Source organism: Bacillus sp. NPDC094077 (genome assembly GCF_050279465.1).
Taxonomy (GTDB): Bacteria; Bacillota; Bacilli; order Bacillales; family Bacillaceae_G; genus Bacillus_A.
The window spans coordinates 90,521-114,948 of the sequence record NZ_JBNNUF010000007.1 but is presented as its reverse complement, the minus strand read 5'-3'; the positions used below and the strand labels follow the sequence as shown (position 1 = coordinate 114,948).

Annotated in this window: 19 protein-coding genes and 2 pseudogenes; 16 read left to right on the top strand and 5 right to left on the bottom strand. The window is 36.5% G+C overall.

Annotation, left to right across the window (positions count from 1 at the left end; translation table 11 throughout):
• Positions 1 to 69: 69 nt before the first annotated feature.
• The gene (locus tag ACQKNR_RS17945) at positions 70 to 534 is read right to left on the bottom strand and encodes a hypothetical protein (RefSeq protein WP_193413715.1); all 465 of its coding nucleotides are present in this window, start codon (positions 532 to 534) and stop codon (positions 70 to 72) included.
• Positions 535 to 723: 189 nt separating this feature from the next.
• Between ACQKNR_RS17945 and ACQKNR_RS17940 the strand changes: the two genes are divergently transcribed.
• From ACQKNR_RS17940 to ACQKNR_RS17925, 4 genes and pseudogenes are all read left to right on the top strand, one after another.
• A complete protein-coding gene (locus tag ACQKNR_RS17940) occupies positions 724 to 2,193 on the top strand; it encodes a SulP family inorganic anion transporter (RefSeq protein WP_427319252.1) in 1,470 nt (489 codons plus the stop codon).
• Between the two features lie 346 nt (positions 2,194 to 2,539).
• Positions 2,540 to 4,059: pseudogene (locus tag ACQKNR_RS17935) on the top strand (putative polysaccharide biosynthesis protein).
• A 144-nt stretch (positions 4,060 to 4,203) separates the two neighbouring features.
• Positions 4,204 to 5,292 carry a polysaccharide pyruvyl transferase CsaB gene (csaB, locus tag ACQKNR_RS17930; protein WP_427319250.1) on the top strand — a complete coding sequence of 363 codons (1,089 nt, stop codon included), beginning with the start codon at positions 4,204 to 4,206 and terminating at the stop codon, positions 5,290 to 5,292.
• Positions 5,293 to 5,440: 148 nt separating this feature from the next.
• On the top strand, positions 5,441 to 7,303 hold the full coding sequence (locus ACQKNR_RS17925; protein ID WP_427319248.1) for an S-layer homology domain-containing protein: 1,863 nt from the start codon (positions 5,441 to 5,443) through the stop codon (positions 7,301 to 7,303).
• Positions 7,304 to 7,365: 62 nt separating this feature from the next.
• Here the strand turns inward: ACQKNR_RS17925 and ACQKNR_RS17920 are convergent, their stop codons facing one another.
• Positions 7,366 to 8,745: an O-antigen ligase family protein gene (locus ACQKNR_RS17920; protein WP_427319246.1), complete on the bottom strand. Its 1,380-nt coding sequence runs from the start codon at positions 8,743 to 8,745 to the stop codon at positions 7,366 to 7,368.
• Positions 8,746 to 9,067: 322 nt separating this feature from the next.
• Here ACQKNR_RS17920 and ACQKNR_RS17915 point away from each other — a divergent pair, with 322 nt between their 5' ends.
• The 3 genes from ACQKNR_RS17915 (at position 9,068) to ACQKNR_RS17905 (ending at position 10,650) form a co-directional block, all read left to right on the top strand.
• Positions 9,068 to 9,856: an enoyl-CoA hydratase gene (locus tag ACQKNR_RS17915; RefSeq protein ID WP_427319491.1), complete on the top strand. Its 789-nt coding sequence runs from the start codon at positions 9,068 to 9,070 to the stop codon at positions 9,854 to 9,856.
• A gap of 129 nt (positions 9,857 to 9,985) precedes the next feature.
• Positions 9,986 to 10,306 (top strand): hypothetical protein, encoded by a 321-nt coding sequence (locus ACQKNR_RS17910; RefSeq protein WP_427319245.1) that lies wholly within the window; start codon positions 9,986 to 9,988, stop codon positions 10,304 to 10,306.
• 17 nt (positions 10,307 to 10,323) lie between these two features.
• Positions 10,324 to 10,650: a nucleoside triphosphate pyrophosphohydrolase gene (locus ACQKNR_RS17905; protein WP_427319243.1), complete on the top strand. Its 327-nt coding sequence runs from the start codon at positions 10,324 to 10,326 to the stop codon at positions 10,648 to 10,650.
• A 21-nt stretch (positions 10,651 to 10,671) separates the two neighbouring features.
• Here ACQKNR_RS17905 and ACQKNR_RS17900 read toward each other — a convergent pair whose 3' ends face one another.
• Positions 10,672 to 10,851, bottom strand: a complete 180-nt coding sequence (locus ACQKNR_RS17900) for a hypothetical protein (RefSeq protein WP_427319241.1) — start codon at positions 10,849 to 10,851, stop codon at positions 10,672 to 10,674.
• 126 nt (positions 10,852 to 10,977) lie between these two features.
• Here ACQKNR_RS17900 and ACQKNR_RS17895 point away from each other — a divergent pair, with 126 nt between their 5' ends.
• The 4 genes from ACQKNR_RS17895 to ACQKNR_RS17880 all read left to right on the top strand — a co-directional run bounded on the left by ACQKNR_RS17895 (position 10,978) and on the right by ACQKNR_RS17880 (position 15,893).
• Positions 10,978 to 12,027, top strand: a complete 1,050-nt coding sequence (locus ACQKNR_RS17895) for a M42 family metallopeptidase (RefSeq protein WP_427319239.1) — start codon at positions 10,978 to 10,980, stop codon at positions 12,025 to 12,027.
• Positions 12,028 to 12,095: 68 nt separating this feature from the next.
• Positions 12,096 to 12,809 carry a hypothetical protein gene (locus ACQKNR_RS17890; protein WP_427319237.1) on the top strand — a complete coding sequence of 238 codons (714 nt, stop codon included), beginning with the start codon at positions 12,096 to 12,098 and terminating at the stop codon, positions 12,807 to 12,809.
• A gap of 224 nt (positions 12,810 to 13,033) precedes the next feature.
• Positions 13,034 to 14,626: an N-acetylmuramoyl-L-alanine amidase gene (locus ACQKNR_RS17885; RefSeq protein WP_427319235.1), complete on the top strand. Its 1,593-nt coding sequence runs from the start codon at positions 13,034 to 13,036 to the stop codon at positions 14,624 to 14,626.
• A gap of 313 nt (positions 14,627 to 14,939) precedes the next feature.
• Positions 14,940 to 15,893 (top strand): RNA methyltransferase, encoded by a 954-nt coding sequence (locus ACQKNR_RS17880; protein WP_427319233.1) that lies wholly within the window; start codon positions 14,940 to 14,942, stop codon positions 15,891 to 15,893.
• Between the two features lie 213 nt (positions 15,894 to 16,106).
• Here the strand turns inward: ACQKNR_RS17880 and ACQKNR_RS17875 are convergent.
• Positions 16,107 to 16,330: pseudogene (locus ACQKNR_RS17875) on the bottom strand (YflJ family protein).
• 278 nt (positions 16,331 to 16,608) lie between these two features.
• Between ACQKNR_RS17875 and ACQKNR_RS17870 the strand changes: the two are divergent.
• From ACQKNR_RS17870 to ACQKNR_RS17855, 4 genes are read left to right on the top strand one after another with little or no spacing between them, the layout of a single operon-like run.
• Positions 16,609 to 18,033: an amino acid permease gene (locus tag ACQKNR_RS17870; protein ID WP_427319231.1), complete on the top strand. Its 1,425-nt coding sequence runs from the start codon at positions 16,609 to 16,611 to the stop codon at positions 18,031 to 18,033.
• A 17-nt stretch (positions 18,034 to 18,050) separates the two neighbouring features.
• Positions 18,051 to 19,370, top strand: coding sequence for a 4-aminobutyrate--2-oxoglutarate transaminase (gene gabT / locus ACQKNR_RS17865; protein WP_427319229.1), 1,320 nt, complete (start codon positions 18,051 to 18,053; stop codon positions 19,368 to 19,370).
• 21 nt (positions 19,371 to 19,391) lie between these two features.
• A complete protein-coding gene (locus tag ACQKNR_RS17860) occupies positions 19,392 to 20,834 on the top strand; it encodes an aldehyde dehydrogenase family protein (protein ID WP_427319227.1) in 1,443 nt (480 codons plus the stop codon).
• 32 nt (positions 20,835 to 20,866) lie between these two features.
• Positions 20,867 to 21,220 (top strand): DUF3870 domain-containing protein, encoded by a 354-nt coding sequence (locus ACQKNR_RS17855; RefSeq protein ID WP_427319225.1) that lies wholly within the window; start codon positions 20,867 to 20,869, stop codon positions 21,218 to 21,220.
• Between the two features lie 303 nt (positions 21,221 to 21,523).
• Here the strand turns inward: ACQKNR_RS17855 and ACQKNR_RS17850 are convergent, their stop codons facing one another.
• Complete coding sequence (locus tag ACQKNR_RS17850; protein WP_427319223.1) at positions 21,524 to 21,835, bottom strand: hypothetical protein; 312 nt, start codon at positions 21,833 to 21,835, stop codon at positions 21,524 to 21,526.
• Positions 21,836 to 22,291: 456 nt separating this feature from the next.
• Between ACQKNR_RS17850 and ACQKNR_RS17845 the strand changes: the two genes are divergently transcribed.
• Positions 22,292 to 24,428, top strand: a 2,137-nt coding sequence (locus ACQKNR_RS17845; RefSeq protein WP_427319221.1) for a M60 family metallopeptidase, incomplete at its 3' end; no start/stop codon positions are given.

Below are 24,428 nucleotides of genomic sequence, written 5' to 3'. Positions count from 1 at the left end.
TTTGATAGAGGGGGATCTCGTAATTTACGGGATCACCCTCAGTGGTGTGTTCCTTAGTAAAGGATCACATTATTTACGTGAAAAACCTTCTTCATCAAGGTATTCCGCAGCTTCTGGATAAGAGTTGAATGTGCCGTCTAAGTTTACGCCAGCGTAAACGTTCCACATGTCATCCTCCGCGATAAGGGTAAGGATATGGCCATCTTCGTTATGCCATTCTTCTTCTTTCGCAGGCTCTGCAGGTACTACTACTTCTTCTTGTGATAGTAGTTCAATTGATTTTTCAATTACTGAACGCAATTCTTCTGCTGAAAATTCGCGGATGTTAATCATACCTTTATCGTCCGTTTTGTAACCTTTAATGCCGTTTGCATATACAAAGCCGTTTCCATTTGGATGTAAGTGATATACAACGTTCTTTTTATCTAAACGACTTTCAGCAAAGTGAAAGTTTACACGTTTTAATGATACGTTCTTTCTCTCTAATTCTGGGAAAGATTCAATGATCGATAATTTTTCTTCAAAAGTTAGCATAGTGCCTCCAAAATATGTAGTAAAAGATTTAATTCGTTCATTATAGCATAGTTGCAATTGTTTCCAAAGATAAGGGGGAAACTTTTCATTGGATACGTTTACTTCACGAGACTGTAAAAAGTACGTTAAAGAATGAACCTATTTAGGTGTACAATGGAACGTGGACTTTATAAATAAGGTGGTTATTTTATGTTTCAAAGAATAGCAAAGGAATGTTTAGCAGGATTTACTGTTGCGATTGTTGCATTGCCACTTGCCATTGCATTTGGGATTGCGGCAACTGGAACATCTGAAGGAGCGCTTGTTGGATTATATGGGGCCATTTTTGCTGGTTTATTCGCGGCGTTATTTGGCGGGACACCTGGGCAAGTAACGGGGCCAACTGGACCGATTACGGTTATCGCGACAGGAGTTATTGCGACACACGGGTTAGAAGCGAGTTTTATCGCATTTATGATGGCAGGACTGTTTCAAATTTTGTTTGGTGTATGTAAGCTCGGTTCTTACGTTCGATATATTCCATACCCTGTTGTTTCGGGGTTTATGAACGGCATTGCACTGATTATTATTTTAGGTGAAATGAAGCACGTGCAAAATAGTTTCCTACTTGTATTATTAACGATTATTGTAATGATCGTTTCTGGAAAATGGATTAAGGCAATTCCTTCTAGCTTAGTTGCATTAGTAGGTGTGACAGCTATGCTCCCTTTATTTTCTTCTGTATTAGAAGGACTTACAGTGAATATTCCAATGGTAGGGAATATTTCGCTCAATAAGGTAATTGAAAAGATCGGAACCATTCCAGAAGCGATGCCCTCTCTTCATATTCCGGCTTTAAGCGGCGGGGGGATAGTAGAGCTTATTTTACCAGCGCTTAGCATTGCTTTATTAGGATCAATCGACTCGTTGTTAACATCGGTCGTAATGGATAACGTGACAGGTACACGTCATAAAAGTAATAAAGAGCTCGTTGGACAAGGTATCGGGAATATAATGAGTGGATTGTTCGGCGGATTAGCGGGTGCAGGTGCGACTGTTCGTTCTATTGTTAATATAAGAAGTGGCGGTAAAACGGCGCTTTCGGCATGTATGCATAGTGTTATTTTATTTGTTTTCATTATGGGACTCGGTTCAGTCGTACAATACATTCCACTTGGCGTATTATCAGGTATTTTAATTTTAACGGGTATTGGAATGTTTGATTGGGAAAGCATGAAGAAGATGTATGTAGCACCTAAAGGTGATGTTATTGTTATGCTCGTAACGATGATTGTAACAGTGAAGTTTGATTTAATGATCGCTGTTGCGTTTGGGATTATTCTTTCCTTCATTCTATACATGGTGAAATGTAAAGAACGCAAAACTTCTGTTGTAAAAGAAAGAGAAGCAACGTATACGATTCAAGGACCACTGTCTTTCCTATCAGTAGATCGTATTTTTACTACTTTGCAAGATGTGAAGTCGCCGGTTGTTTTACGTATGAACGGTGTGCGCTATATAGATGTGTCAGGAGCGATGGCGTTATTAAATTTTGTTGAGCAGTCAAATAAAGTAGGAGTGAGTGTAACGCTTGAGCAAGTACATCCAAGTATTGAAAAAACGATCGTAGTAATGGCGAACGATGAACAGAAAGAGAAATTGAAATTTTTAGGTGCTTAGACGGTACAATAAGAATATCTCACACTCTTATATGAATTATATGATAGAGTGTGGGATATTCTTATTATGTATGTTTGTATATATATCGCAATGGCAGAGAAGGAATACTCGTTTTGTCACCTTTGTACGAACAATATGTACATCTATATAATGGAATGAATTAGAAAAACGGAATGGAGATGTGTGAAATTGTTCTTTTTATTAGTAGCATTTTCCGTTCTGTAAAAAAAAGCAAGTATGCAACGGATAATAAATTTGATATGATAACCCAATGGGATAAAATGAAGTCCCAATCGTTTACAACAATATGTTTGAGAATAAATGTATAAAAGAAAAGAGAAGGAACATGAATAAAAGATTTGTAAAAGGAGCAGCGATTTTAACAATTACAACGTTCTTGTCGAAATTGCTTGGTAGTTTTTTTCAAATTCCATTACAAAATATTGCAGGAGATGAAGTGCTCGGTATTTTTCGTCTCGTCTTTCCAGTATATATGATTGCTCTTACATTATCGGTGGCTGGAGTTCCGCTAGCGATTTCAAAATTAATTGCAGAGTTACAAGAGAAAAATAAGCAAAAAGAAATTGCGAAACTATTTAAATCGGCATCAATTATAGGGATGGCATTTGGAGCTTTCGGATGTATTGTGATTGTATTATTTTCCACTGAAATTGCGAATATGCTTGGTGGACAAGAAACTAGAATGCCTTTACTCGTTACTTCATTAGCGTTACTCGTTGCACCATATATGGCGGTTTATAGAGGATATTTTCAAGGGTTTGGTGATATGAAACCAACAGGGATATCACAAGTCATTGAGCAATTTGTGCGTGTGTTCTTTATGTTAATAATCGCTTACATACTAGTATCATGGGAGAAGAGTAGCGCTTTTATTACTAGTGGTGCAATGGTTGGATCTTTTCTTGGGGTCATTAGTTCGCTTATATATTTGCGTATAAAATATAATAGAAGTCCATACTACAATAAGAACAGCTCCTATTCGCTTCGAGATTTAAGAGAAGACGGGAAGAGGATACTACAGGTATCGATTCCAATTGCTATAGGAGCTCTATCAATGCCACTTTTAAACTTAGCAGATTCCCTTACAATACCGCATGCATTACAAGGATCATCGACAGAAATTCAAGAGCAATTTGGAATATACAGTCGTGGTTTTGCATTCACGCAAATAATTGTTATTTTTACAAGTGCAATTGTATTTCCGTTAATACCACTCTTAACTTCCGCATTGGCCAAAAAAGATATACATTTAGTGAAAAGAACCATTCAAAATACAAATCGACTAGCGCATGTTTTGACAGCACCATTAACAATATGGTTGATGGCACTAACAGTACCATTAAATGTGGGATTGTTCACAGACGCGAAAGGCAGTAGTATGTTAGCGGTTATGATTGGCAGTTCATATTTTACTGCGATTATGGTATTAACGATAGGTGTTTTACAGGGAATTAATCGTTCTGCACAAGCTGCGTGGATTGTTATCGGAGCGAGTTGTGTGAAAATACTGTTAAACATTGTATTAGTGCAGCAGTTTGGTATAGATGGAGCAGCGTATAGTACGTTGATTACATATGTGTTGATTTGTATTGTAAATCACCTGTATATTCGAAAATCTCTTGTCTATTCCATTCATTTCAAAAGCTTTTTTGGTGTGCTAGGAATAGCATGTGTTTTTGGAGTAGGATTGTATGAACTATCTACTATAATAGATGTTACATCTTCAAGGATTATGACGTTATTACTCAGTGGTGTAGCATTGACTATTGCAACAATGTTGTATGGTGTATGTGCTTTGAAATTCAAATGGATATCAAAAAACAAATACCATTTTTGAAAAGATAAATATAGAGCTGTAAATTTCAGTATTGGAATTTGCGTGAGTGAATAAAGAGGGAACTTTGTAGGGTATCAAGTGTTAGGTAAGGAATGGGTGCCAGTTTATGTTAGATGAAATAAACGGTTATCCAGTTTTGGAGGAGATTTAGGGTGCGTTTAGTTTTATCAGGATATTATGGTTTTTATAATGTTGGAGACGAAGCTATTCTACAATCGATTATTGAATCGTTAAGTACAGAGAACCCGAATATAGAACTTGTAGTGCTATCAAATGACTCTAAATATACAAGTGAAATGTATGGTGTAGAATCGATAGATCGCTGGGATATAAAAGCTGTTTATGATGCAATTAAAAACAGTGATGGACTTATTAGCGGTGGTGGGAGCCTTCTTCAAGATCAGACGAGCATGAAGAGTATTTTATATTATACGGGTATTATGGGAATCGCTCGATTATTAAAAAAGCCATATTATATTTATTCACAAGGAATAGGACCAATTACCAAAAGGCATAATCGTCTATTAGTAAAATGGAACTTGTCAAAAGCTTCCTATGTATCAGTTCGAGATGAGGATTCGTTTTTATATTTAAAAGAACTTGGCATAAAAAATGATATTGAAATTGTTCCTGATCCGGTTTTAATGTGGAAACGAACAAAACAATCTGATTGGTTACGAAAACATTCGTTGCATGGAAAAATAATTGCGGTTAGTGTGCGTTATTGGAATGCAAAAGAAGATTATATAAAAAAGTTAGCTATTACGCTAAAAAAATTAAAGCAAGAAGGATACCAAATTTTATTTGTTCCAATGCATGGACCGTTTGATCAAAAAGCTTCTCGTGATGTAGTGGACTTAATGGGGGAAGAGACGTATATGCTTCCGTATAAAATGGATATTGATGAGAAAATATTCATTTTATCACAGTGTTCACTTTTAATTGGTATGCGTCTTCATGCACTGATTTTTTCTGCTGTAGCAAAAACTCCAATGATTGGGATTTCTTACGATCCAAAAATTGATTCGTTTTTAAGTCAAGTGAACCAACCAGTTATAGGAAGTGTAAATGGCGAATGGAGTGCCGAGGATTTATATGAAATCGCGAAAAAGCAATTGATGCAACAAGATGATCTGCAGCAAGGATTACAATTGACGATAGATGAGTTTCAATTGCAAGGTGAACAAGCGATAAAGAAACTCACTCATCATATAGAAAAAGACACTTTACTAAAAAAGTAAAGTGTCTTTTGTTTTTGTGCGGAATTTAATGAAAATTCTAATTTCAAAAACGTTGTATATTAATTTCTGTTTATTATGCTAATCTAATTGTAATTATTATATAATCAGCTTTGTGATAATAAATTCATAGATTACGAGGAGGACAACAGTGAAGAATTTTTCAAAAGGTATAACAGCAGTGGCATTAACGGGATCATTACTCTTAACTCCTATTTCAAGTTATGCGGCAAATGATGATATTACAGGACATATGTTTGAGAGTAATATGCGTTCGCTCATTACGAAAGGAATTTTGATGGGGTATGGAGAGAATGTATATGCACCTGATAAACAAGTAACGAGGGCAGAGTTTGCTACATTAATAGCAAGGGCTTTAAATTTACCGAAAGCTGATTCGAATTTCAAAGATGTACCGCAATCTTACGGTTTATATGACGGTGTAAGTAGAGCATTTGGAGCGAAAATTATTAATGGACGTACTAACGAGATGTTTTCGCCAAATGACGTGATTACACGTGAAGAAATGGCGATAATGGTAAAGCGAGCGTTAGACTATAAAAATATTAAAATAGCTGTAAGTCCGCTTACCTTTACTGATAAAGATAGTATTAACTATAAAGAGCATGTACAAGTTATGGTGGCTACTCAAATTATTAAAGGATATCCAGAAGATAATACATTTAGACCACATTTATCAGCTACAAGAGGTATGGCTTCAGCTATGTTGGATCGAATGCTTCAGACGATTGAAAAAAACGGAAATAGCAATCCTGTAGAAACAAAGAAATATGTCGTGACAAATGTAAGGGAAAATGGGACGGAGCAAGAAGTAGAGCGCTATAATTCATATAAAGAAGCAGTTACAGCTGCGCAAAATAAAGGTATGAATGCAGTGAAGTACGAGAACGAGTTTTTATGGATTAAAGATGGTTTTGCAAGTGCGAAGAGAATAACTGGGCAAAACATCATTAATATGTATGATGAAAATTTAAATACGGTATATACATATGTTCAGTATGGAACAGAATTTAAAGTGTTAGAAGTTGGAGAAGATCGTGTGAAAGTTCAACTTTCTGATTTAACAGGTTATGTGAAGAAAAATGAAATCACTCTAATTCCTACAAATGAAATGGAGAATTCATCTTATTATGTGAAATCAGATGGATATTTATACCATAAATATTATACATATAATACAAGTTCACCTGGATATACAGAATTTAGATATGGCGCGGCACCTTCTTTCATGAAGCAAGGACAGCAAATGTATAGTGTAGATGGAAAGACGTTTGGAAATGAAACTTTCTATCAATATTTCAACTATTTATCATTGCGTTCGAAAACAGATTATACAGCTGAACAACTAGATAGTTATGTGAAATCGATTAAGCCAGATTCTCCATTAATTGGTTTAGGAAAGAAATTTAAAGAAGTAGAAAGTAAGTATAATGTAAATGCATTATTCCTATATTCATTAGCAGTCCATGAGAGTTATTATGGAACAAGCGCTCTTGCAAAAGATAAAAATAATTTATTTGGTTTAAAAGCAACAGACGACAGCCCATATGGTAACGGGGAATCATTTAATTCAAAAGAAGATTGTATTGAACATGCAGCAAAAGTATACATGAATGAAGGATATTTAAATCCAGGACATTGGCGTTATACAGCAACATATACAGGCGATAAAGCTGCCGGTTTAAATGCGAAATATGCATCTGATGCGAACTGGGGTAAAAAAGTAGCAGGGCATATGTACCGTTTTGATTCGTATTTAGGTAAAAAAGAATACAATAAGTATAAACTTGCTCGTGTAATGAATAATGTGGAAGTCAAAAAGGATCCGCATACGTCAAATGAGCGACTGTATCGTTTAAATACAAATACAGTTGTCACAGTTACTGGTGAAGAAATGATAAATGGAAAAGCGTGGATTAAAATTATTTCAGATAATCCTGCTGTAAAGGAAGCATATATCGAAAAACAAAATTTAGAATATGTAAAACACTAATTAAATATAAAAAAGAAGGTGCTCCAAAAGCCAGTGTGACTTTATGAAGCACCTTCTTTTTATTATTCAATTTCCAAATCAACAATCATATAAGCAAGTATAACAGTGAAGAAAATACTAACGGCTGGCGCTGTTAATACGTGGCCAGACATAAAGCCAATGCCGAGCGATAGGACGAGTGTACTTGCTAGTAGCATGTGTTTGACGCTAAATAATTTCTTGAAGTTTGTGATGATGCGAATGAATATTTTAATACCGAAATAAAGAAGTGGCAGCAAGTACATAAGGAACCCAACAATGCCGAATGCGAAGAATAGGTCGTAGAAATCCATTTCGACTAACTTAGGTGTAGTTGTATAGTTACCAGCGTAGCCCATTCCAAATAGCTTTTGAGATAGTGGTGCGTCTTTATAGTATTGTTTGTATACTTTTAAAAACTTGTCACGATCACTATAAATTAAACTTTTCATTTCAGAATCTGTTAGTTCACCCTGCTCATGTTCTTCTTCTTTAATTACCTTTCCTTCTTTTCGGTCCTTTTCTTCTTGTACTGACTTTTTATATTCATATATTTGCAAATGGATACTCATGTTTTTTGCGATAGGAGTATGTGGTGTAAGTACGAGTAAACTTCCTAATACGATAGCAGCAACAATTGTATTTACAAGATATGTGAATCCTTTTCCTTCTTTTTTACGATGAATGCTATATTCAATGAATAAGAATAAAAGGGCGATGCCAAGTGTAATAACAATGGCACCATAGCCTACTTTCGTGCCGATCATAATGCTTGCATACATCGCAAGTATAGTTGGAATCCAGTAATAGACTTTCGAGAAAGAAGTTGTTTTATGAATTGAGTACAAGACAACGATTGGGAACATAATCGCGAAAATGGAACTTAAATCATTTCCAGCAAAGAACCATCCTCTTGAACCGATCTTTGAGTTCGGATAGCTTGGAAAATCCGTACCAGTCAACATTGCCGCAATTATTGAGATACTCAAAATTAACGTTGCATATAAGAAATAAGTAATGATTTTATGAAACGCATATTCGTTATTTTTTAACTCTTTAAGTGCGATAATATATCCAAACAGTAGTACAATTGGATATACACTCTTTAAAATGAATTTCACTTCTTCTCCGAAAGAAACTGGAGATTTGACCATTAAATTATTAACAAGGCCGATTGTGAGTACAGTTCCAAGTAAGCATAAGTAGAGAATGTATTTTTTCGCACCTTGTTGTTTGTGATGAAGAAGTAGATACCCTAATGCAAGAAGCATAAAGGCGAAACGGACTACGATTCCGACTGTTGCGCTCATGTGTAATACATAGATTGAAAAAGATGTTAGTAAATCTAAAATTGGTTGAAGCACAATGAATAGCAGTAGGAAATGTGGGAAGTAGTTATCCGTCTGTTTCAACTTATTAACCATATGTTCCTCCATTTCTTCATTCTTTTATTTCAGCACCCGATTGAGGGGATAAAGACCTTTTTATAGTAAGGCGAATGAATTTCAATATTTGTTTTTAAGCATTAAACTTAAGAATACATTATTTCATTGTAATGGTAAATAGATGAAAGGTATGGATAAACCGACTTTGATTGCTATATTTTTCAACGAAATTGTATGTTTTATACAAGGTATATACAAATTGTGAGATTATTAGACAGAAAATTAAGAAAAAAGAAGGGTTTTTTACCTGTTTTCTATAATTATATAAGTATAATCTTTATGTAGAAAAGAGGGGTATATGATGGAAGTAACGAGTAAAACAGAATCTGTTGTTGTGAAATACGAAGGGCGCGTAGCAACGGTTATGGTCAATCGTCCAGAGGTGTTAAATGCATTAGATGAGCCAACATTAAAAGAGCTATTACAAAAGTTGAAAGAAGTAGCGGAGAGTTCTGCGCATATTGTTGTGCTATGCGGGAATGGCCGTGGTTTTTCTGCGGGTGGGGATATTAAATCGATGCTTTCAAGTAATGATGAAAGCAAGTTTGATGGTATTATGAACACCATTTCTGAAGTCGTTGTGACTTTATATACGATGCCGAAACTTGTGATTAGTGCAATTCATGGACCAACTGCTGGTCTTGGATTAAGCATTGCATTAACAGCTGATTATGTTATGGCAGATATATCATCAATTATTGCGATGAACTTTATTGGAATCGCTTTAATTCCAGATGGTGGCGGTCATTTCTTCCTTCAAAAGCGCGTAGGTGAAAATATGACGAAGCAAATTATTTGGGAAGGAAAGAAACTATCAGCGACAGAAGCACTAGATATCGGCTTAATTGATGAAGTAATAGGTGAGGATTTCCAAACGGCTGTGAAGCAAAAAATTAATGAATGGCTACAAAAACCGATTAAGGCGATGATTCAAACGAAGCAAATTTTATGTGAAGTGAATCGCTCTAATTTAGAACAAACATTGCAGCTTGAAAAACGCGGTCAATATGCGATGAGACAAACAGCTGATCATAAGGAAGGTATTGCTGCGTTTTTAGAAAAACGTCTACCATCATTTAAAGGGGAATAAAGTGAAATTTTAATCAGTGGGGATCTTGTTCACCTTCACTGATTATTAAATCGTCAATTCGAGATAAAGGGGAGAAAGTGCTAACACATTTTAGTATAATTGTGTTAGCACTTTTTTTAGGAGTAATATATGAAGAAATGTATCGGTGTTATCGTTATTATTTTACTTACATATTATGCTTTGCATAGTACACCATCTCTTGCGGTACGTGCTGCGCTATTCTTTGAGGGACATCCAATTGTTGCTTTCTCAGGTGAAGTGAAGAAAGAACGGGATGTGAAAAAAGAGGCAATTCCTGATGAGTACCAGACCTTATACGGCGATAAGAAAGAAGAACCAGAGCATTATTTCTTTCCAGTAGTAAGGGCGCACGGATCAGGAATTGATATGTTAAGTGCTTGTGTGAAAAAAGAGTGGTTATTCTATAAAGCAGAGCTTGGGTGTTATTAAATAGAGGAGGATAAATGATGTCGACGTACAACAAGTTAGTAAGAGATCGTGTTCCAGAGAAAATTTTAATGTCTGGAAAAACATATACAGCACAAAAGTTAACAGGTCAAGCATACATACAAGCTTTAGCGAAAATTGGAACGGAAGAAATTCGAGAATTTGCTTCCATGAAAGAGCGTGAGCATGCATTAGATTCTCTTGCAGATGCGTTGGAAGTTATTATCTCATTAGCGCGTGCAGAAGGCGCAACAATTGAAGATGTAGAACGCCTTCGTAAGCAAAAAGAAGCAGAGCGCGGTGGATTTGAAAGAGGGATTTATTTATTAGATGTTTCAGAAGAATAGTTTCATAGGAAAAGCATAGTGTTAACGAGTAACGCTATGCTTTTTTGTTGCAATTAAGCTAATGATGAAGAAGATAGCTGTTAATCCCCAGCCAATTGTAATAGGAGTAGTGGTATGAACTGCATAAGAAACTTGTAAACAAATTAATGATGCTAAAAACCAAATGAGTGCAATGTGTACATATTTTTTTGATATATCCATATTTCATAGCTCCTTTTGTATACTAAAATGAATTTTACTATAATTTTGAAAATTAAACTATATGAGTAGAGGTTTTCTAGCAAATTTTGTATACTGAATAATAGAGAAAATGAGGAGGAAACGACAATGGCACATCATGCGAAAGAAACGATGGAACTCATTAAGGAGCTTGTCTCTATTCCAAGTCCATCTGGAAATACGGCGAAAATTATTAAATTTATTGAGAACTATGTAAGTGAGTGGAATGTAGAGACGAAGCGTAATAATAAGGGCGCTCTTATTGTAACTGTAAAAGGAAAAAATGATGATCAACATCGTTTATTAACTGCACATGTTGATACGCTTGGTGCGATGGTGAAAGAGATTAAGCCTGACGGTCGTCTTCGCTTATCTATGATTGGTGGATTTCGCTGGAACTCTGTAGAAGGGGAATATTGCGAAATTGAAACAGCAAGCGGTAAGACGTATACAGGGACAATTTTAATGCATCAAACATCTGTACACGTATACAAAGATGCAGGCGAAGCGAAACGCGATGAGCAAAACATTGAAGTACGTATTGATGAGCGTGTCTTTTCAGCTAATGAAGTACGCGAGTTAGGAATTGAAGTAGGAGACTTCGTTTCATTTGATCCGCGTGTTCAAATTACAGAGAGTGGATACATAAAATCACGTCATTTAGATGACAAAGTAAGCGTCGCGATTTTATTAAAATTAATTAAGAGATTACAAGATGGAAAGGTAACATTGCCATATACAACGCATTTCTTAATTTCGAATAATGAAGAGATCGGATACGGTGGTAACTCTAACATTCCAGAAGAAACTGTTGAATATTTAGCAGTTGATATGGGAGCGTTAGGTGATGGACAAGCATCTGATGAATATACAGTGTCTATTTGTGCAAAAGACTCTAGTGGCCCGTATCATTACGCATTACGTAAACATTTAGTTGAGCTTGCGAAAGCGAACAATATTGAATATAAAGTAGATATTTACCCGTACTACGGATCTGATGCATCAGCTGCGATTCACGCTGGATTTGATGTGAAACATGCGTTAATTGGAGCGGGTATCGATTCTTCTCACGCTTTTGAACGTACACATGAGAGCTCCATTGCACATACAGAAGCATTAGTGTATGCGTATGTAATGTCTAATTTAATTGAAGAATAATTTCATAGAAAATAGAGAGAGCTGATTAAAAATAATATTTTTAATCAGCTTTTCATTTGGGGGATAATATGAAGAAGCTATTGATGGGTAGTATCGTTGTAAGTTTAGCGTTAGTTGGGTGTTCTAAAGAAAGTTCAGGGGAAAAAGTAGTGACGAAGGTAGAGGATACCGGGGGAACTAAAAAAGAGAGTAGAAAAATACAAGGATCACAAATACATCCACAAGTGCAAAGTCGTTACACTGTCTCAATGAATTCGACTGAGGGAGAAACATATACTTTGCATGTATTTTCGAATAACGAACAACATGAAACGCAAAAAGAACCTTGGGTTGGTGCACAAGAAGGAGATCAAATATATAAAGGGGAATATCAGCTCGCTTTACAATCTACAAGTGCGACATTATATTTGCAAGAGGCGCAAATTGGAGAGTTTGTATTTAATACGTCTAGAAAAAGTGGATTTGTTAGTAAAGGTACACCAAATTTTTTCGTAGCATTGCAGCGTGAATCTTCTAATTTATCGACAGCGAAAGTGTTTTATATTCATAAAGGAAAAGTACTCGAAGTGAAAATTGGCGAAGGTGATTTTGGGATCACAGAAACTTGTTTTAAGGCTCTAGATAAAGGGAAGTTCCTTATAGGGAATTATGATAATGGAGAAGGAATATGGTATTTCTCGACTTTCCAAACAAATCTTGAGACAGGAAAAGCAGAAAGGATCAATCAGATAAAGCTTCCTTTGGAGGAAGGGAATATATATGTTAAAGAAAATTTTAAATAATACATTAGGAAAAGCGATTAGAGTAATATGTACGAATCGCTTTTTTATATACATTCATTATCAGTTATATATATGCGGTTTTTGTTATGTGAAAGGAAAACGTATTTACTATAGATATATAATGTTATAAACTATGAAAGAATTAATTATTAGCTAATATTTTATAGTTAGTTCGATGGGAATATTTGTATAAATATGAAGTTTCGAGAGGAGATTTATTTTTCATGAAGTACAAAGCAATAGCCGCAGGTATATTAGCAGCAAATTTACTAGCACATCCAATTAGTAGTTTAGCAGAAACGAAGAAATTTCCTGATGTTTCAGACAATGCGTGGTCGAAAGACGCAATTTATTATTTAGTAGAGAGAAATGTAATTAATGGTATGCCAGATGGTAACTTTATGCCACAAGGCGATTTAACACGTGCCCAGGCGGCAAAGATTATCGCAACAGCAATTGGCGTTAAAGTAGATCCGAACGCGAAGCCATCTTTTAATGATTCAAAAAATCATTGGGCAGCTCAATATATTGCGGCGATTGAAAAAGAGGATATTATTAAGGGGCGAGGAACGGGAGTATTTGATCCTGAAGGAAAAGTAACTCGTGCTGAAATGGCGGCTATGCTTGTAAGGGCATATGATTTGAAAAGCCAAGTAACAGGACCAGTGCCTACAAAATTCGCTGATTTAGAAAATCATTGGGGTAAAGAAGAAGTAAATATTTTAGTAGAATTAAAACTTTCTTTAGGTACAGGTGACGGCTGGAAACCAGACAATTCTATTACACGTGAACAGGCGGCTCAGCTTACTGCTCAAACAGATAAATTTGAAAAGAGTGGTAATACAAAGAAAATGTATATGGATAGAAAATTCATTACATATCACGGACCATCATTAACATCTGGGATTAGTGCAAATCAGCATGATCCACAAATGGTTGAAGTAAAAGAAGAGCGAGATGGATGGATCAAAATCGCAACAAGTAACGGTGATAAATGGACACCTTTAGTAGAGAAAACAGAAGCTATTAATGAAGGATTTACTACATATGCAGAAGCTTCTCATTCTTCAAAAGTAATGGGAACATATAATGCACAACAAGTAACTGTTATTGAAGAGAGCGGTAGTTGGATTCGTATCCGCATGGGAGCGGGCTTCCAGTGGGTGGATAAAAATCAATTAAACCCAGTGAAGCAAGGAAACTTCTTAGAAGGAAAAGCGATTATTATTGATCCAGGACATGGTGGAATGGATTCCGGTAACCCTGGTATAAATATGAAAGAAAGTGAAATTGTATTAGATACATCTTTACGATTACAGAAAATATTTGAGAAAAAGACACCGTTCACTGTTAAGTTAACACGTACGGACGATACACGCCCAGGAACAGGTTCAAAAGATTCATTGAAAAAACGAGTAGAATTTGCTCAAGAAAATAATGGTGATATCTTTGTAAGTATTCACGGTAACGGATCTACAGGTGGATTAGGACATGGAACAGAAACATTCTATTATGGTTCGCCAACGAGAGCGACAAATCCAAATGTAGAAGAAAGTCGTTTACTAGCAGAGAAAATTCAAGAACGTCTTGTGGATGCATTGAACACAACTGATCGTGGTGTGAAAAACGGTGATTTATACGTAATTAGAGAAAACACAATGCCAGCTGTATTAGCAGAATTAGCATTTGTCGATAATACAGGTGATTCTCTAAAATTAGCCTCTCCAGAGTGGAGACAACGTGCAGCAGAAGCAATTTATGGTGGAATTCTAGATTACTATGAAGAACAAGGTCAGAATGTATCTTCTTTCCGTTAATAAATATAAAGAGATTGCCAATAGGCAATCTCTTTTATTTATAAAACAAATGATAAAGGTTTCTCTTTATCCCGCATTAACGGGCAGTAAAACTCCCACCTCAAAATTCGGCTGGAGCAAAGAAGTTAGGTGGGAGATCAACTGCCCGTAAACGCCCGATTGGTGAGGGCTGATGATCAGTGGGGATGAACAAGACCCCCACTGATTATAGTTTCACTTTATTTCGGGCATATGATATCATTTAATTTTATATACAAAAATATTCGAGTAATTGTGATCATAACAATTTTAAACGATAAAGGATGATAATAGATTGAGTAATCATAGTAAAACACCTGCATGTATATATACGTATGCGTTTCGCGAAGAGGAGCGTGCTTTATGTTACTTGGAAATGCGCTCGTTCTTTGGGAGGGAGTCTCACGTTAATATTTTGAAAAGTGAAGTCAAGATTGCTCCGAGTAGAAGTCCGTTTATTAAAGAGCGCGTTGAGGTTATGTATGAAGGGGACGACTTAGAAAGCATTTTAGAACAAGTGAAACAAATTGATTTGGCGGGCGCGACATTTAAAGTCATCTTCGTGAAAATTAATGATCTTGGGAAAGAAAATAAGATTGAATATGGGGAAAGACGCCTCATTGAGCGAGACCTCGGCATGCATATTGAAGGAGAAGCTGATGTTCGTAATCCAGAGCGTGTATTCGGGATTGTTCCACTTGGAGGACGCTGGTACTTCGGACACTATGTAGAAAGTGATCCGGTTTGGTATCATCACATAAAAAAACCGCATAGCTATTCGACATCACTGAGCACACGTGTTGCTAGAGCTGTCGCAAATATCGCTGTACCAAACCCAGATGGAGTACGAGCAATTGACCCGTGCTGTGGCATTGGAACAGTAGTAGTAGAAGCACTTTCTATGGGGATTAATATCGTTGGTAGAGATATAAATCCACTTGTAGTTCTTGGAACGAGAAAAAACATCGCACATTTCGGGTTTGAAGGAACAGTAACAAAAGGCCCAATTGAAGAAATTACTGATAATTACGACGTCGCAATTATCGATATGCCATACGATCTATTTACGCACGCAACACCAGAAGATCAACTTTCGATTCTTTCAAGTGCGCGCCGTATCGCAAAAAAAGTAGTCGTTGTTACGATGGAAACAATGGACGACATGATTCATGAAGCGGGATTTGAAATTACAGACCGCTGTATCACAAGAAAAGGATCATTTTCTAGACAAATTCTTGTTTGTGAATAAGAGAAAAAGGTCACCCGTTTGGGTGACCTTTTTATTGTGGCTTGATGTGTGATTGGTTGGTGATTGGCAGGTGGTGCTTGCTGGAATTTGTTGAATCGCTGATATATTTGAAAAATCGCCGATATTCTGTGTCAAATCGCTGATATATTTGAAAAATCGCTGATATTCCGTGTTGAATCGCCGATATATTTCGAGAATCGTTTTATTAGTAAATTACTTTTCTTTTAACTTTTCCTGTTGTTCGATTAGTAAATTGCGCAAGATGTGTCCGCGGTAGCTTTCTAGCTTCCGTCCTTCAAAATAGCGAACGCCTAATTTTTTTAGTTCGGCTACGTACCAGCCTTTTGTTCCGTAGTACATGAGATCACTTCCTTTTGCTTTTGAACAGTATATGTTGGGGAGATTTGGAAATTCCTCCTCAAATTAATATTGAATATTCAGTTTATTTGTATTATGATTAACTTATTATCGGATGACAGTGATTAGCCTCCCTGTAAGCCCGGATGTATGTTTGAAAGTGAAATAGAAGAACTTCTTTCCACTTGAGCTTCCTTAGCAGGAGGACGAGCCATAAGGATAGGGGCAGTAAAATTCAATGCAGCTGTATGCGTTGTTTTTCTGGCTCTTTTTATTTTTTCTTAAAAAGTAGGAGGGGATTTTTAGAAAGCGTTATCAATGGGGTATGGCGCGCGTTTTCATGCTAACGGAGGGGTTGGTGAGCTGTTTGAGCAAAGAAAAAAAGGAGTTACAAAAAGATTTAAAAACTCGGCATATAACGATGATTTCAATTGGCGGGGTTATTGGCGGAGGTTTGTTTGTAGGAAGTGGAACGATTATTCAGTCCTCGGGGCCAGCTGCGATTTTGTCTTATATTATCGGGGCTTTAATGGTCGTACTTGTGATGCGCATGTTAGGGGAGATGGCAGCGGAAAATCCTGATAGTGGTTCTTTCGCAACGTATGCGAATAAAGCAATTGGACCGTGGGCAGGGTATACGATCGGATGGTTATATTGGTTTAACTGGGTCATTATTATCGCAATTGAATCGGTACTTTTAGGCGTGATGATTAATAATTGGTTCCCTTCGATTCCAGCATGGATTGCAAGTTTGGGTATGGTTCTTTTAATGACGATGACGAATGTATATTCAGTAAAATTGTACGGTGAATTTGAATATTGGTTAGCGTTTATTAAAGTTGTGGCAATTGTTGCGTTTTTAATTTTAGGAATTTCGATGTTTTTTGGGTTTGTTCCAGGGGTGGATAGACCGAGTCTTTCTATTATTACAGAAAATGGCGGTTTCTTTCCAAATGGAATTGTCCCTGTTTTACTCAGCGTTGTGTTTATTTCCTTCTCTTTATCCGGAAGCGAAGTAGCAGCGATTGCGGCCGGAGAATCTGATAATCCAGAAAAAAATGTAATAAGAGCGATTAATAGTGTAGTATGGCGCCTTATGCTTTTTTTCGTAGGGTCCGTAACAATTTTAGTTATGTTTATTCCGTGGACGGATAAGGAGTTATTAAAACTACCGTATGCAAGTTTATTTCATATGGCAGGGGTGCCTGCAGCGGCAGAGATTATGAATGGCGTTGTCTTTTTATCACTACTTTCCGTTATGAATTCAGGGATATATACGAGCTCGCGTATGTTATTTTCCCTTGCGAAAAAAGGTGACGCTCCGGCTGCTTTTTCAAAATTAAATAGTAGAGGGACGCCGGTTATAGCGATCTATGCAAGTATCGTATTTGCATTTATTTGCGCGATGTTGAAGTTTATATCTCCTGATAAACTGTTTGCGTTTTTAGCGAATAGTTCGGGCGGGGTAACGATGCTGATGTATATGTTCGTTGCGGTTTCACATGTCAGGTTAAGAAGAGAAAGGGAAAGAGAAGGGGCTGGAAAGCTAAAAGTGAAAATGTGGTTATTCCCTTATCTCACATATGCAACGCTTACGATGATTGTAACGATATTTGTTTCGCAGGCGTTTATAGAAGATATGCGCATGCAGTTTTACATGACATTACTAGCTACAATCGTAGTAATAATAAGCTATTTTCTAAGAGTTAGAAAAATAGATAAGCAAAAATTAAATGATTTTACGATTATAAAAGATTCAGAAGTTAGCTTGGAGAAAGATTAAGAAAAGGGGTATGAGCCATGTTGAAGGATATTGTTACTACAAAATCAAGCATATTACATGAAAGAAGAAAAAATGCGGTGCCAGAAGGACCTTACAATATTACAGAGTTGTATGTGCAATCAGCAAAAGGCGCAATTATTACAGATGTAGATGGCAATGAACTAATCGATTTTGCGGGCGGAATTGGTATGCAAAACGTTGGGCATTGCCATCCGAAAGTAGTGAAGGCGATTCAAGAGCAAGTGGAATCTTCTATTCATAGTTGTTTTCACGTAGCGCCGTATGAAAGTTATATTGCATTAGCTGAAAGACTGAATGAATTAACACCAGGTGATTTTAAGAAAAAAACGATGTTTGCAAATAGCGGAGCTGAAGCGGTAGAAAATGCGGTGAAGATTGCTAGAAAAGCAACGGGAAGAAGTGCGATCGTTTCGTTCGAACGAGCATATCACGGACGTACACTTATGACGATGTCACTGACAAGTAAAGTGAAACCGTATAAACATGGATTTGGGCCGTTTGCATCAGAAGTATACAAATTACCATATCCATATTATTACCGTGCTGACGAAGGACTGACGCAAGAAGAAGTAGACGAAGAAATTTTATCGTATTTTGAGCGTTTTATGCTAGAGGAAGTGGCAAGTGATAATATCGCTGCAATTATTTTGGAACCGCTTCAAGGAGAAGGTGGATTTATCGTTCCGTCGACTACGTTCATGAGAGGAGTACGAAATATTTGTGATACGTACGGAATTGTGATGATTGCAGATGAAATCCAAACAGGTTTTGCTCGTACGGGTAATTTATTTGCAATGGATCATTTCGGTGTAGCTCCTGATTTAATGACATTTTCAAAATCAATTGCTGCTGGAATGCCGCTTAGTGCAGTAACAGGAAGAGCAGAATTAATGGATGCGCCTGGGCCTGGTCAACTAGGTGGTACTTTTTCAGGAAGTCCGGCTGCTTGCGTAGCTGCACTAGCCGTTTTGGATGTAATCGAAGAAGAGAATTTAGTGAAGCGTGCTAAGGAAATTGGAAATCGTATGATGGAAGTATTTAATAGTTGGAAAGAGAAATATGAACTAGTTGGTGATGTGAGAGGCCTTGGCGCGATGACTGCAATTGAGCTTGTAAAAGATAGAGAAACGAAAGAGCCAGCGACAGAAGAGGTAAAAGCGATTATGAAGGAAACGCATAATAAAGGTGTCATTACGATCAGCGCGGGTATTTATAGTAATGTACTTCGCTTCTTACCGCCTCTTGTGATAACAGATGAACAGCTTGAGGAAGGGCTTACTATTTTAGAAGCTGCTATTGCGAAACTTTCAAAATAAAAAAATGGTGGGGGCAGGGGAATGAAGTTTTTCAATTATATAAACGGTGAATGGAGAGAACCTTCCACGAATGCGTATGTTAAAAATTATAATCCGCATAACGGGGAAGTACTAAGTGAATTTCCGTTTAGTTCAGCAGAAGATACACGAGTAGCAATCGCATCAGCGAAAGAGGCTTTTCATAAATGGCAAAAGTTATCGTTTCAAGAAAGAGCAAGTTATTTATGGAAAGCGGCAGCTATTTTAAAAGAAAAGGTAAATGAAATTGGCCGAGATGTAACGAATGAAGAAGGAAAAACGATTGCAGAAGGGATAGGCGAGACGAAGCGGGCGATTGGCATTCTTGAATATTATGCAGGAGAAGCAAATCAACCAATCGGAGAACTTATTCCGTCTGCAAATGAAAGTACGATGCTTTACAGTAAACGAGTAGCAGTAGGACCAGTTGGGTTAATAACGCCTTGGAACTTTCCAATTGCAATACCAGCGTGGAAAATGGCGCCGGCACTTATTTACGGAAATACGGTTGTTATTAAGCCGGCTGAAGTGACGCCAAAATCGGTGTATCATCTTGTAAATGCGTTTCATGAGGCAGGTATTCCAGCCGGCGTTGTGAATTGTGTGTTTGGCAAAGGAACTGAAGTTGGGGCAGAATTAACGGGGAATCCGGATATACAAGCAATATCTTTTACCGGCTCTAATCACGTTGGAAATATCATTCATAAAGCAGCTGTTGAAACGCGGAAAAAAGTGCAGTTAGAGATGGGCGGAAAAAATCCGTTAGTTGTATTAAGGGATGCTGATATTGAAAAGGCGGTAAACATTGCGATAAAAGGTGCGTTTATGTCAACAGGGCAAAAGTGTACCGCAACAAGTAGAGTAATTGTAGAAGAGGAAATTTATGAAGCGTTCCGCGATCGACTGTTGCAGCGAACGGAAGCTCTTACAGTTGGGAATCCGTTAGATCCTGATACATTTATGGGACCATGTGTTTCAAAGGGGCAGCAACAATCTGTTTTATCGATGATTGAAGTAGGAAAAGCGGAGGCTTCCTTACTGCATGGAGGTAGCGTGCCGAAAGAAGCAGAATTGCAGGACGGTTGCTACGTTTTACCGACTATTTTTGAAAATGTAGATGTAGATGCACGCATTGCAAAAGAAGAAATTTTCGGGCCAGTTATATGTTTATTTAAAGTGAATAGTTATGAAGAAGCAGTTTCTTTAGCGAACGATACAGAATACGGGCTAAGTGCATCCATTTGTACAAATAATTTAAGTTTATCGCAGCGGTTTATTGATGATATGGAAGTTGGAATGGTACACGTGAATTCAGAAACTGCAGGAGCAGAACCACAAGTTCCGTTTGGCGGAATGAAAAACTCGAGTGCTGGACCGCGTGAACAAGGGAAAGCGGCGAAAGAATTTTATACGAGAATGAAGACAGTATACGTAGATCAAGTATAAGTGACAAAAAACATAGTAACGGAGGATGAAATATGCGCAAAGGAACTTTTTTCATGGCAGGACATTCGAGACTTCCGAAAGGGATGGCTGTTCGCAGTATGTATGAAACATTAACAATTACAATTGAAGCAGATCATAAATATCACGTCATTATTGAAGCATCTTGTACGCTCGCAACAGAGCACGGGAGAGATTTCGTTGCTCAAATTTTGAGAGGACATAGTTTGCGAGATGGTATTGAAGAAATTGTGCAAGATATTACGGATCACTATCAAGGAAAAGCGCAAAATGCTATCGTCAGTGCGGTAAAAGACTTACATCGCCAATATGTAAGTTATTTAAATGATGAAAAGCCTGAGGAAGAGTATGAGGAAACGAATTTATAATCACTGTCTAGTTTATCCCGCTATTTGCGCGCAGTAAGACTCCCACCTCAAAATTTGGCTGGAGCAACGAAGTTAGGTTGGAGTCGGGCTGCCCGTAAACGCCCGACTAGTGAAAACTAATAATCATTGGGGATGAACAACCTCCCCAATGATTAAAGTTTCACTTTATATAACTATAAAGGAGAGCCAGTTGGTGTACCGCCAACATTTTAGCGAAAATATGCGCTAAGCAAAAAATATAAAAAGCTGTCCATATGGACAGCTTTTTTACATAATTTTCGTTAGCGGAAGTCTTTTGAAATTCTATTTGTGGACCTTTTCTTTGTTCCGATGAATAAACCACCAAACCAAAGCTAGAAGTAGTATGAGGAGCGGTATTGCTTGAATAAAGAGAAATCCTCCCCAAAAATCAAGTTCAGTACTATCTGGAGAGTCTGTTGCCATCACACCTATAAAAAAAGCCACTGGAATTGTGAATAGATTTACGGCTAAACTGACCATTATGAATGTTAGATTTTTATCCTTAGTTTTTGGTGAATTAGAATTGAAGAATGAGAATATTGCAATGCCGATTATAAAATACAGTATTACATAAAGCTGATTAAGATAACCCATAATATTCCTCCGTTATCCTAATTGTACCATCAGTAAGGGTAATTTTGTGAAGTTTTGGATGAATAGGATATTCATGTCAAGTTAACATAACGCATCATTATCAGTAGTAACCCAATCCAAGAAAGTCATTCATATCAATAGTTTTCTAGCTTTCCGTTCCCTTCTCTGTGTGCAATATTTCATACATTCCTGTCACAACAGTATTTGGCAGTTCAAACCGTTCTTGCAGTCTGCATGAAGTCCTGCATATTCTTAGCGTATAAAATCCGCGTTTTGCCGTCAGTACCCCATGCCCATCAACCTCTTCTGTTAGGTTGATGGGCATGTACACAAACCTAAAATATAGCAATTTTTGCACCAGAATCTTTTAGTTGACATGCCTCTTACTGAAGTTATAATTATTTGGTATCTTAATATTTATATTTGTTAAGGTATTAAAAAAGGAAGGAGGACATCATGAATCGACAAAGGAAGGAATACAGTATGAATCGACAAGGAAGGAGGACTAAACGTTATAAACTAAAGTACACTAAAATTTCGAAATTATTACATATTTTAGTTATTTTGATGGTAATTATGTTACCACAGCAATTTTATCCAATAATATCTCATGCAGAGTATGAGGATATAACAATTGAAAATCAATCACAGACAACAGATGGGAGTAAGAAATTTGTTTTAAAACCAAGGGGAGATACAAATAAGAGAAGATCTTTAGAAAATCGTACAATGTATCACGCTGATTTAGAACCGACAGGAATCTTTGTTAAAAAAGGAGAACATATTAAAATTCAAGTCCACAATACTGATAATTCAGCAAAACTGTATGCTACTATCGGGCAAATTGGAACATATGAGTATCTAAATGATAATAAAGATATTGGTTATACTGATCTTGAATTAAAAAGTGGAGATAATAACATCGTTTTTGATAAAGGAGATGGAATGTTATATCTCAAAAATACATCTGAAACAAATACAATTACAGTTTCAATATGGGGGGGAGAAGATGTCCCTAAATTCATTTTAGGGGAAACCAAGCAAGAAGAATGGATAAACATGTTGGAAAAAATGCAAAAGGCCCCATTTGTCGAACTAGTTGGTAAGCATGTATTTGGTACATTTCAATATCCACTTGCCGCTAAATCGTTAAAAAATAGATCAGTAGAAGATCTATTAAAGTATTGGGACAAGGTATATTTAATTCAAAATGAGGTTTCAGGATTAGATTTGAATGCCAATGGTGTCGCCCAAAAATATGATAATAGCATACATATTGTGAACCCGGATAACGGTGCCGGATATGCTTATGCAACAAGTGGATATATTAGTTTCCAAAAAAATACGAGTGCAGGTAAAGATATTTTGAGTACTCCCTCAGATCAAGAACAATGGGGTGTATGGCATGAGATGGGACATACATACCAGAATCCAGACTATACATGGAGTGGTCTAGGAGAAGTAACTGTGAATATTCCAGCGTTAGTCATTCAAGAAAAGCTCGGATTTACTAATCGCTTGAAAGGTTCAAAAAAGGAAATAAGTGACTTTTTAGAATTAAAGGATCCTAATAAAAACTTTGACAATGCTAGTGTGTGGGTTAAGCTTGGAATGTTTGAGCAATTACGCCAATCATATGGAAATAATTTTTATCCAAAACTTAATCAAGAGTATCGTGTTTTAAAAAATCATAACTTGAATACTGATGATAGTAAAAAACAATTATTTATTCAGATGACAAGTAAGGTTACCCACAGAAATTTATTACCTTTCTTTGAAAAATGGGGGTTATATGCAAATGATGAAACGAAAAAGATAGTAGAACAATATCCGAAAATAACAATACCCATTTGGAACAATATAATAGAAGAAAATAAAATAGTAGATAGAGAACTTAGTCCGTATATAATTCCGATAGCAAATATAAAGGCTACTCCAACAGCACTATTAGGAGAACAGGATAGTTCCCATTTAGATGTCTCTAAATTTTTAACAAATATTCGTAATTTAAACGATGATTCCAATGTTAACATTTCTGCTACCCCCTCTTCTATTGAAGCTTTTAAGGTGGGAGAAAAAGCTGGAAATTTATTAGTGAAGTTAACAAATACGTATGGAAATAGTAATCTTATAAGGATTCCGGTTAATGTGGAATATGGGGATACACTAGAATTTTTAGGGCTGGGATCATATTTAGTAGGAAACCTAACGGTACATCCTGAAACAAAAAAATTAAGTTTTTTAGGAACAAATAATTCAGTGCATAGTTATTTTACAGGCGAAGAATATATGGGCGTAGAAATATATAACAAAAACAAAAGACAAAAAGTAAATGTGAAAGTACAGGGACAAGAGAGTACGAAGAGTACATTGGAAAATGTTATTAACGGTTTAACATATGAGGAAGGCGATATAATTCAAATATATCATGCAGAACCTTCGCGATTCAAATATTATTATGGAAATACAGAAATGACTAAGGAAGGAAATAAAACTTACCTATTCAAGATAAAAAATAATCGATTAGAACAAGTGAATGCAGAAACAGATGTACCAAATACGGGTGAGAAACCAAATACAGGTGAAACGCCAA

Bases quoted from the DNA above. Each gene is read 5' to 3' on its own strand.
- ACQKNR_RS17945 (WP_193413715.1), bottom strand. From the start codon at position 534: ATGCTAACTTTTGAAGAAAAATTATCGATCATTGAATCTTTCCCAGAA.
- ACQKNR_RS17940 (WP_427319252.1), top strand. From the start codon at position 724: ATGTTTCAAAGAATAGCAAAGGAATGTTTAGCAGGATTTACTGTTGCG.
- ACQKNR_RS17920 (WP_427319246.1), bottom strand. From the start codon at position 8,745: ATGGTTAATAAGTTGAAACAGACGGATAACTACTTCCCACATTTCCTA.
- ACQKNR_RS17915 (WP_427319491.1), top strand. From the start codon at position 9,068: ATGGAAGTAACGAGTAAAACAGAATCTGTTGTTGTGAAATACGAAGGG.
- ACQKNR_RS17910 (WP_427319245.1), top strand. From the start codon at position 9,986: ATGAAGAAATGTATCGGTGTTATCGTTATTATTTTACTTACATATTAT.
- ACQKNR_RS17905 (WP_427319243.1), top strand. From the start codon at position 10,324: ATGTCGACGTACAACAAGTTAGTAAGAGATCGTGTTCCAGAGAAAATT.
- ACQKNR_RS17900 (WP_427319241.1), bottom strand. From the start codon at position 10,851: ATGGATATATCAAAAAAATATGTACACATTGCACTCATTTGGTTTTTA.
- ACQKNR_RS17895 (WP_427319239.1), top strand. From the start codon at position 10,978: ATGGCACATCATGCGAAAGAAACGATGGAACTCATTAAGGAGCTTGTC.
- ACQKNR_RS17890 (WP_427319237.1), top strand. From the start codon at position 12,096: ATGAAGAAGCTATTGATGGGTAGTATCGTTGTAAGTTTAGCGTTAGTT.
- ACQKNR_RS17885 (WP_427319235.1), top strand. From the start codon at position 13,034: ATGAAGTACAAAGCAATAGCCGCAGGTATATTAGCAGCAAATTTACTA.
- gabT (WP_427319229.1), top strand. From the start codon at position 18,051: ATGTTGAAGGATATTGTTACTACAAAATCAAGCATATTACATGAAAGA.
- ACQKNR_RS17860 (WP_427319227.1), top strand. From the start codon at position 19,392: ATGAAGTTTTTCAATTATATAAACGGTGAATGGAGAGAACCTTCCACG.
- ACQKNR_RS17855 (WP_427319225.1), top strand. From the start codon at position 20,867: ATGCGCAAAGGAACTTTTTTCATGGCAGGACATTCGAGACTTCCGAAA.
- ACQKNR_RS17850 (WP_427319223.1), bottom strand. From the start codon at position 21,835: ATGGGTTATCTTAATCAGCTTTATGTAATACTGTATTTTATAATCGGC.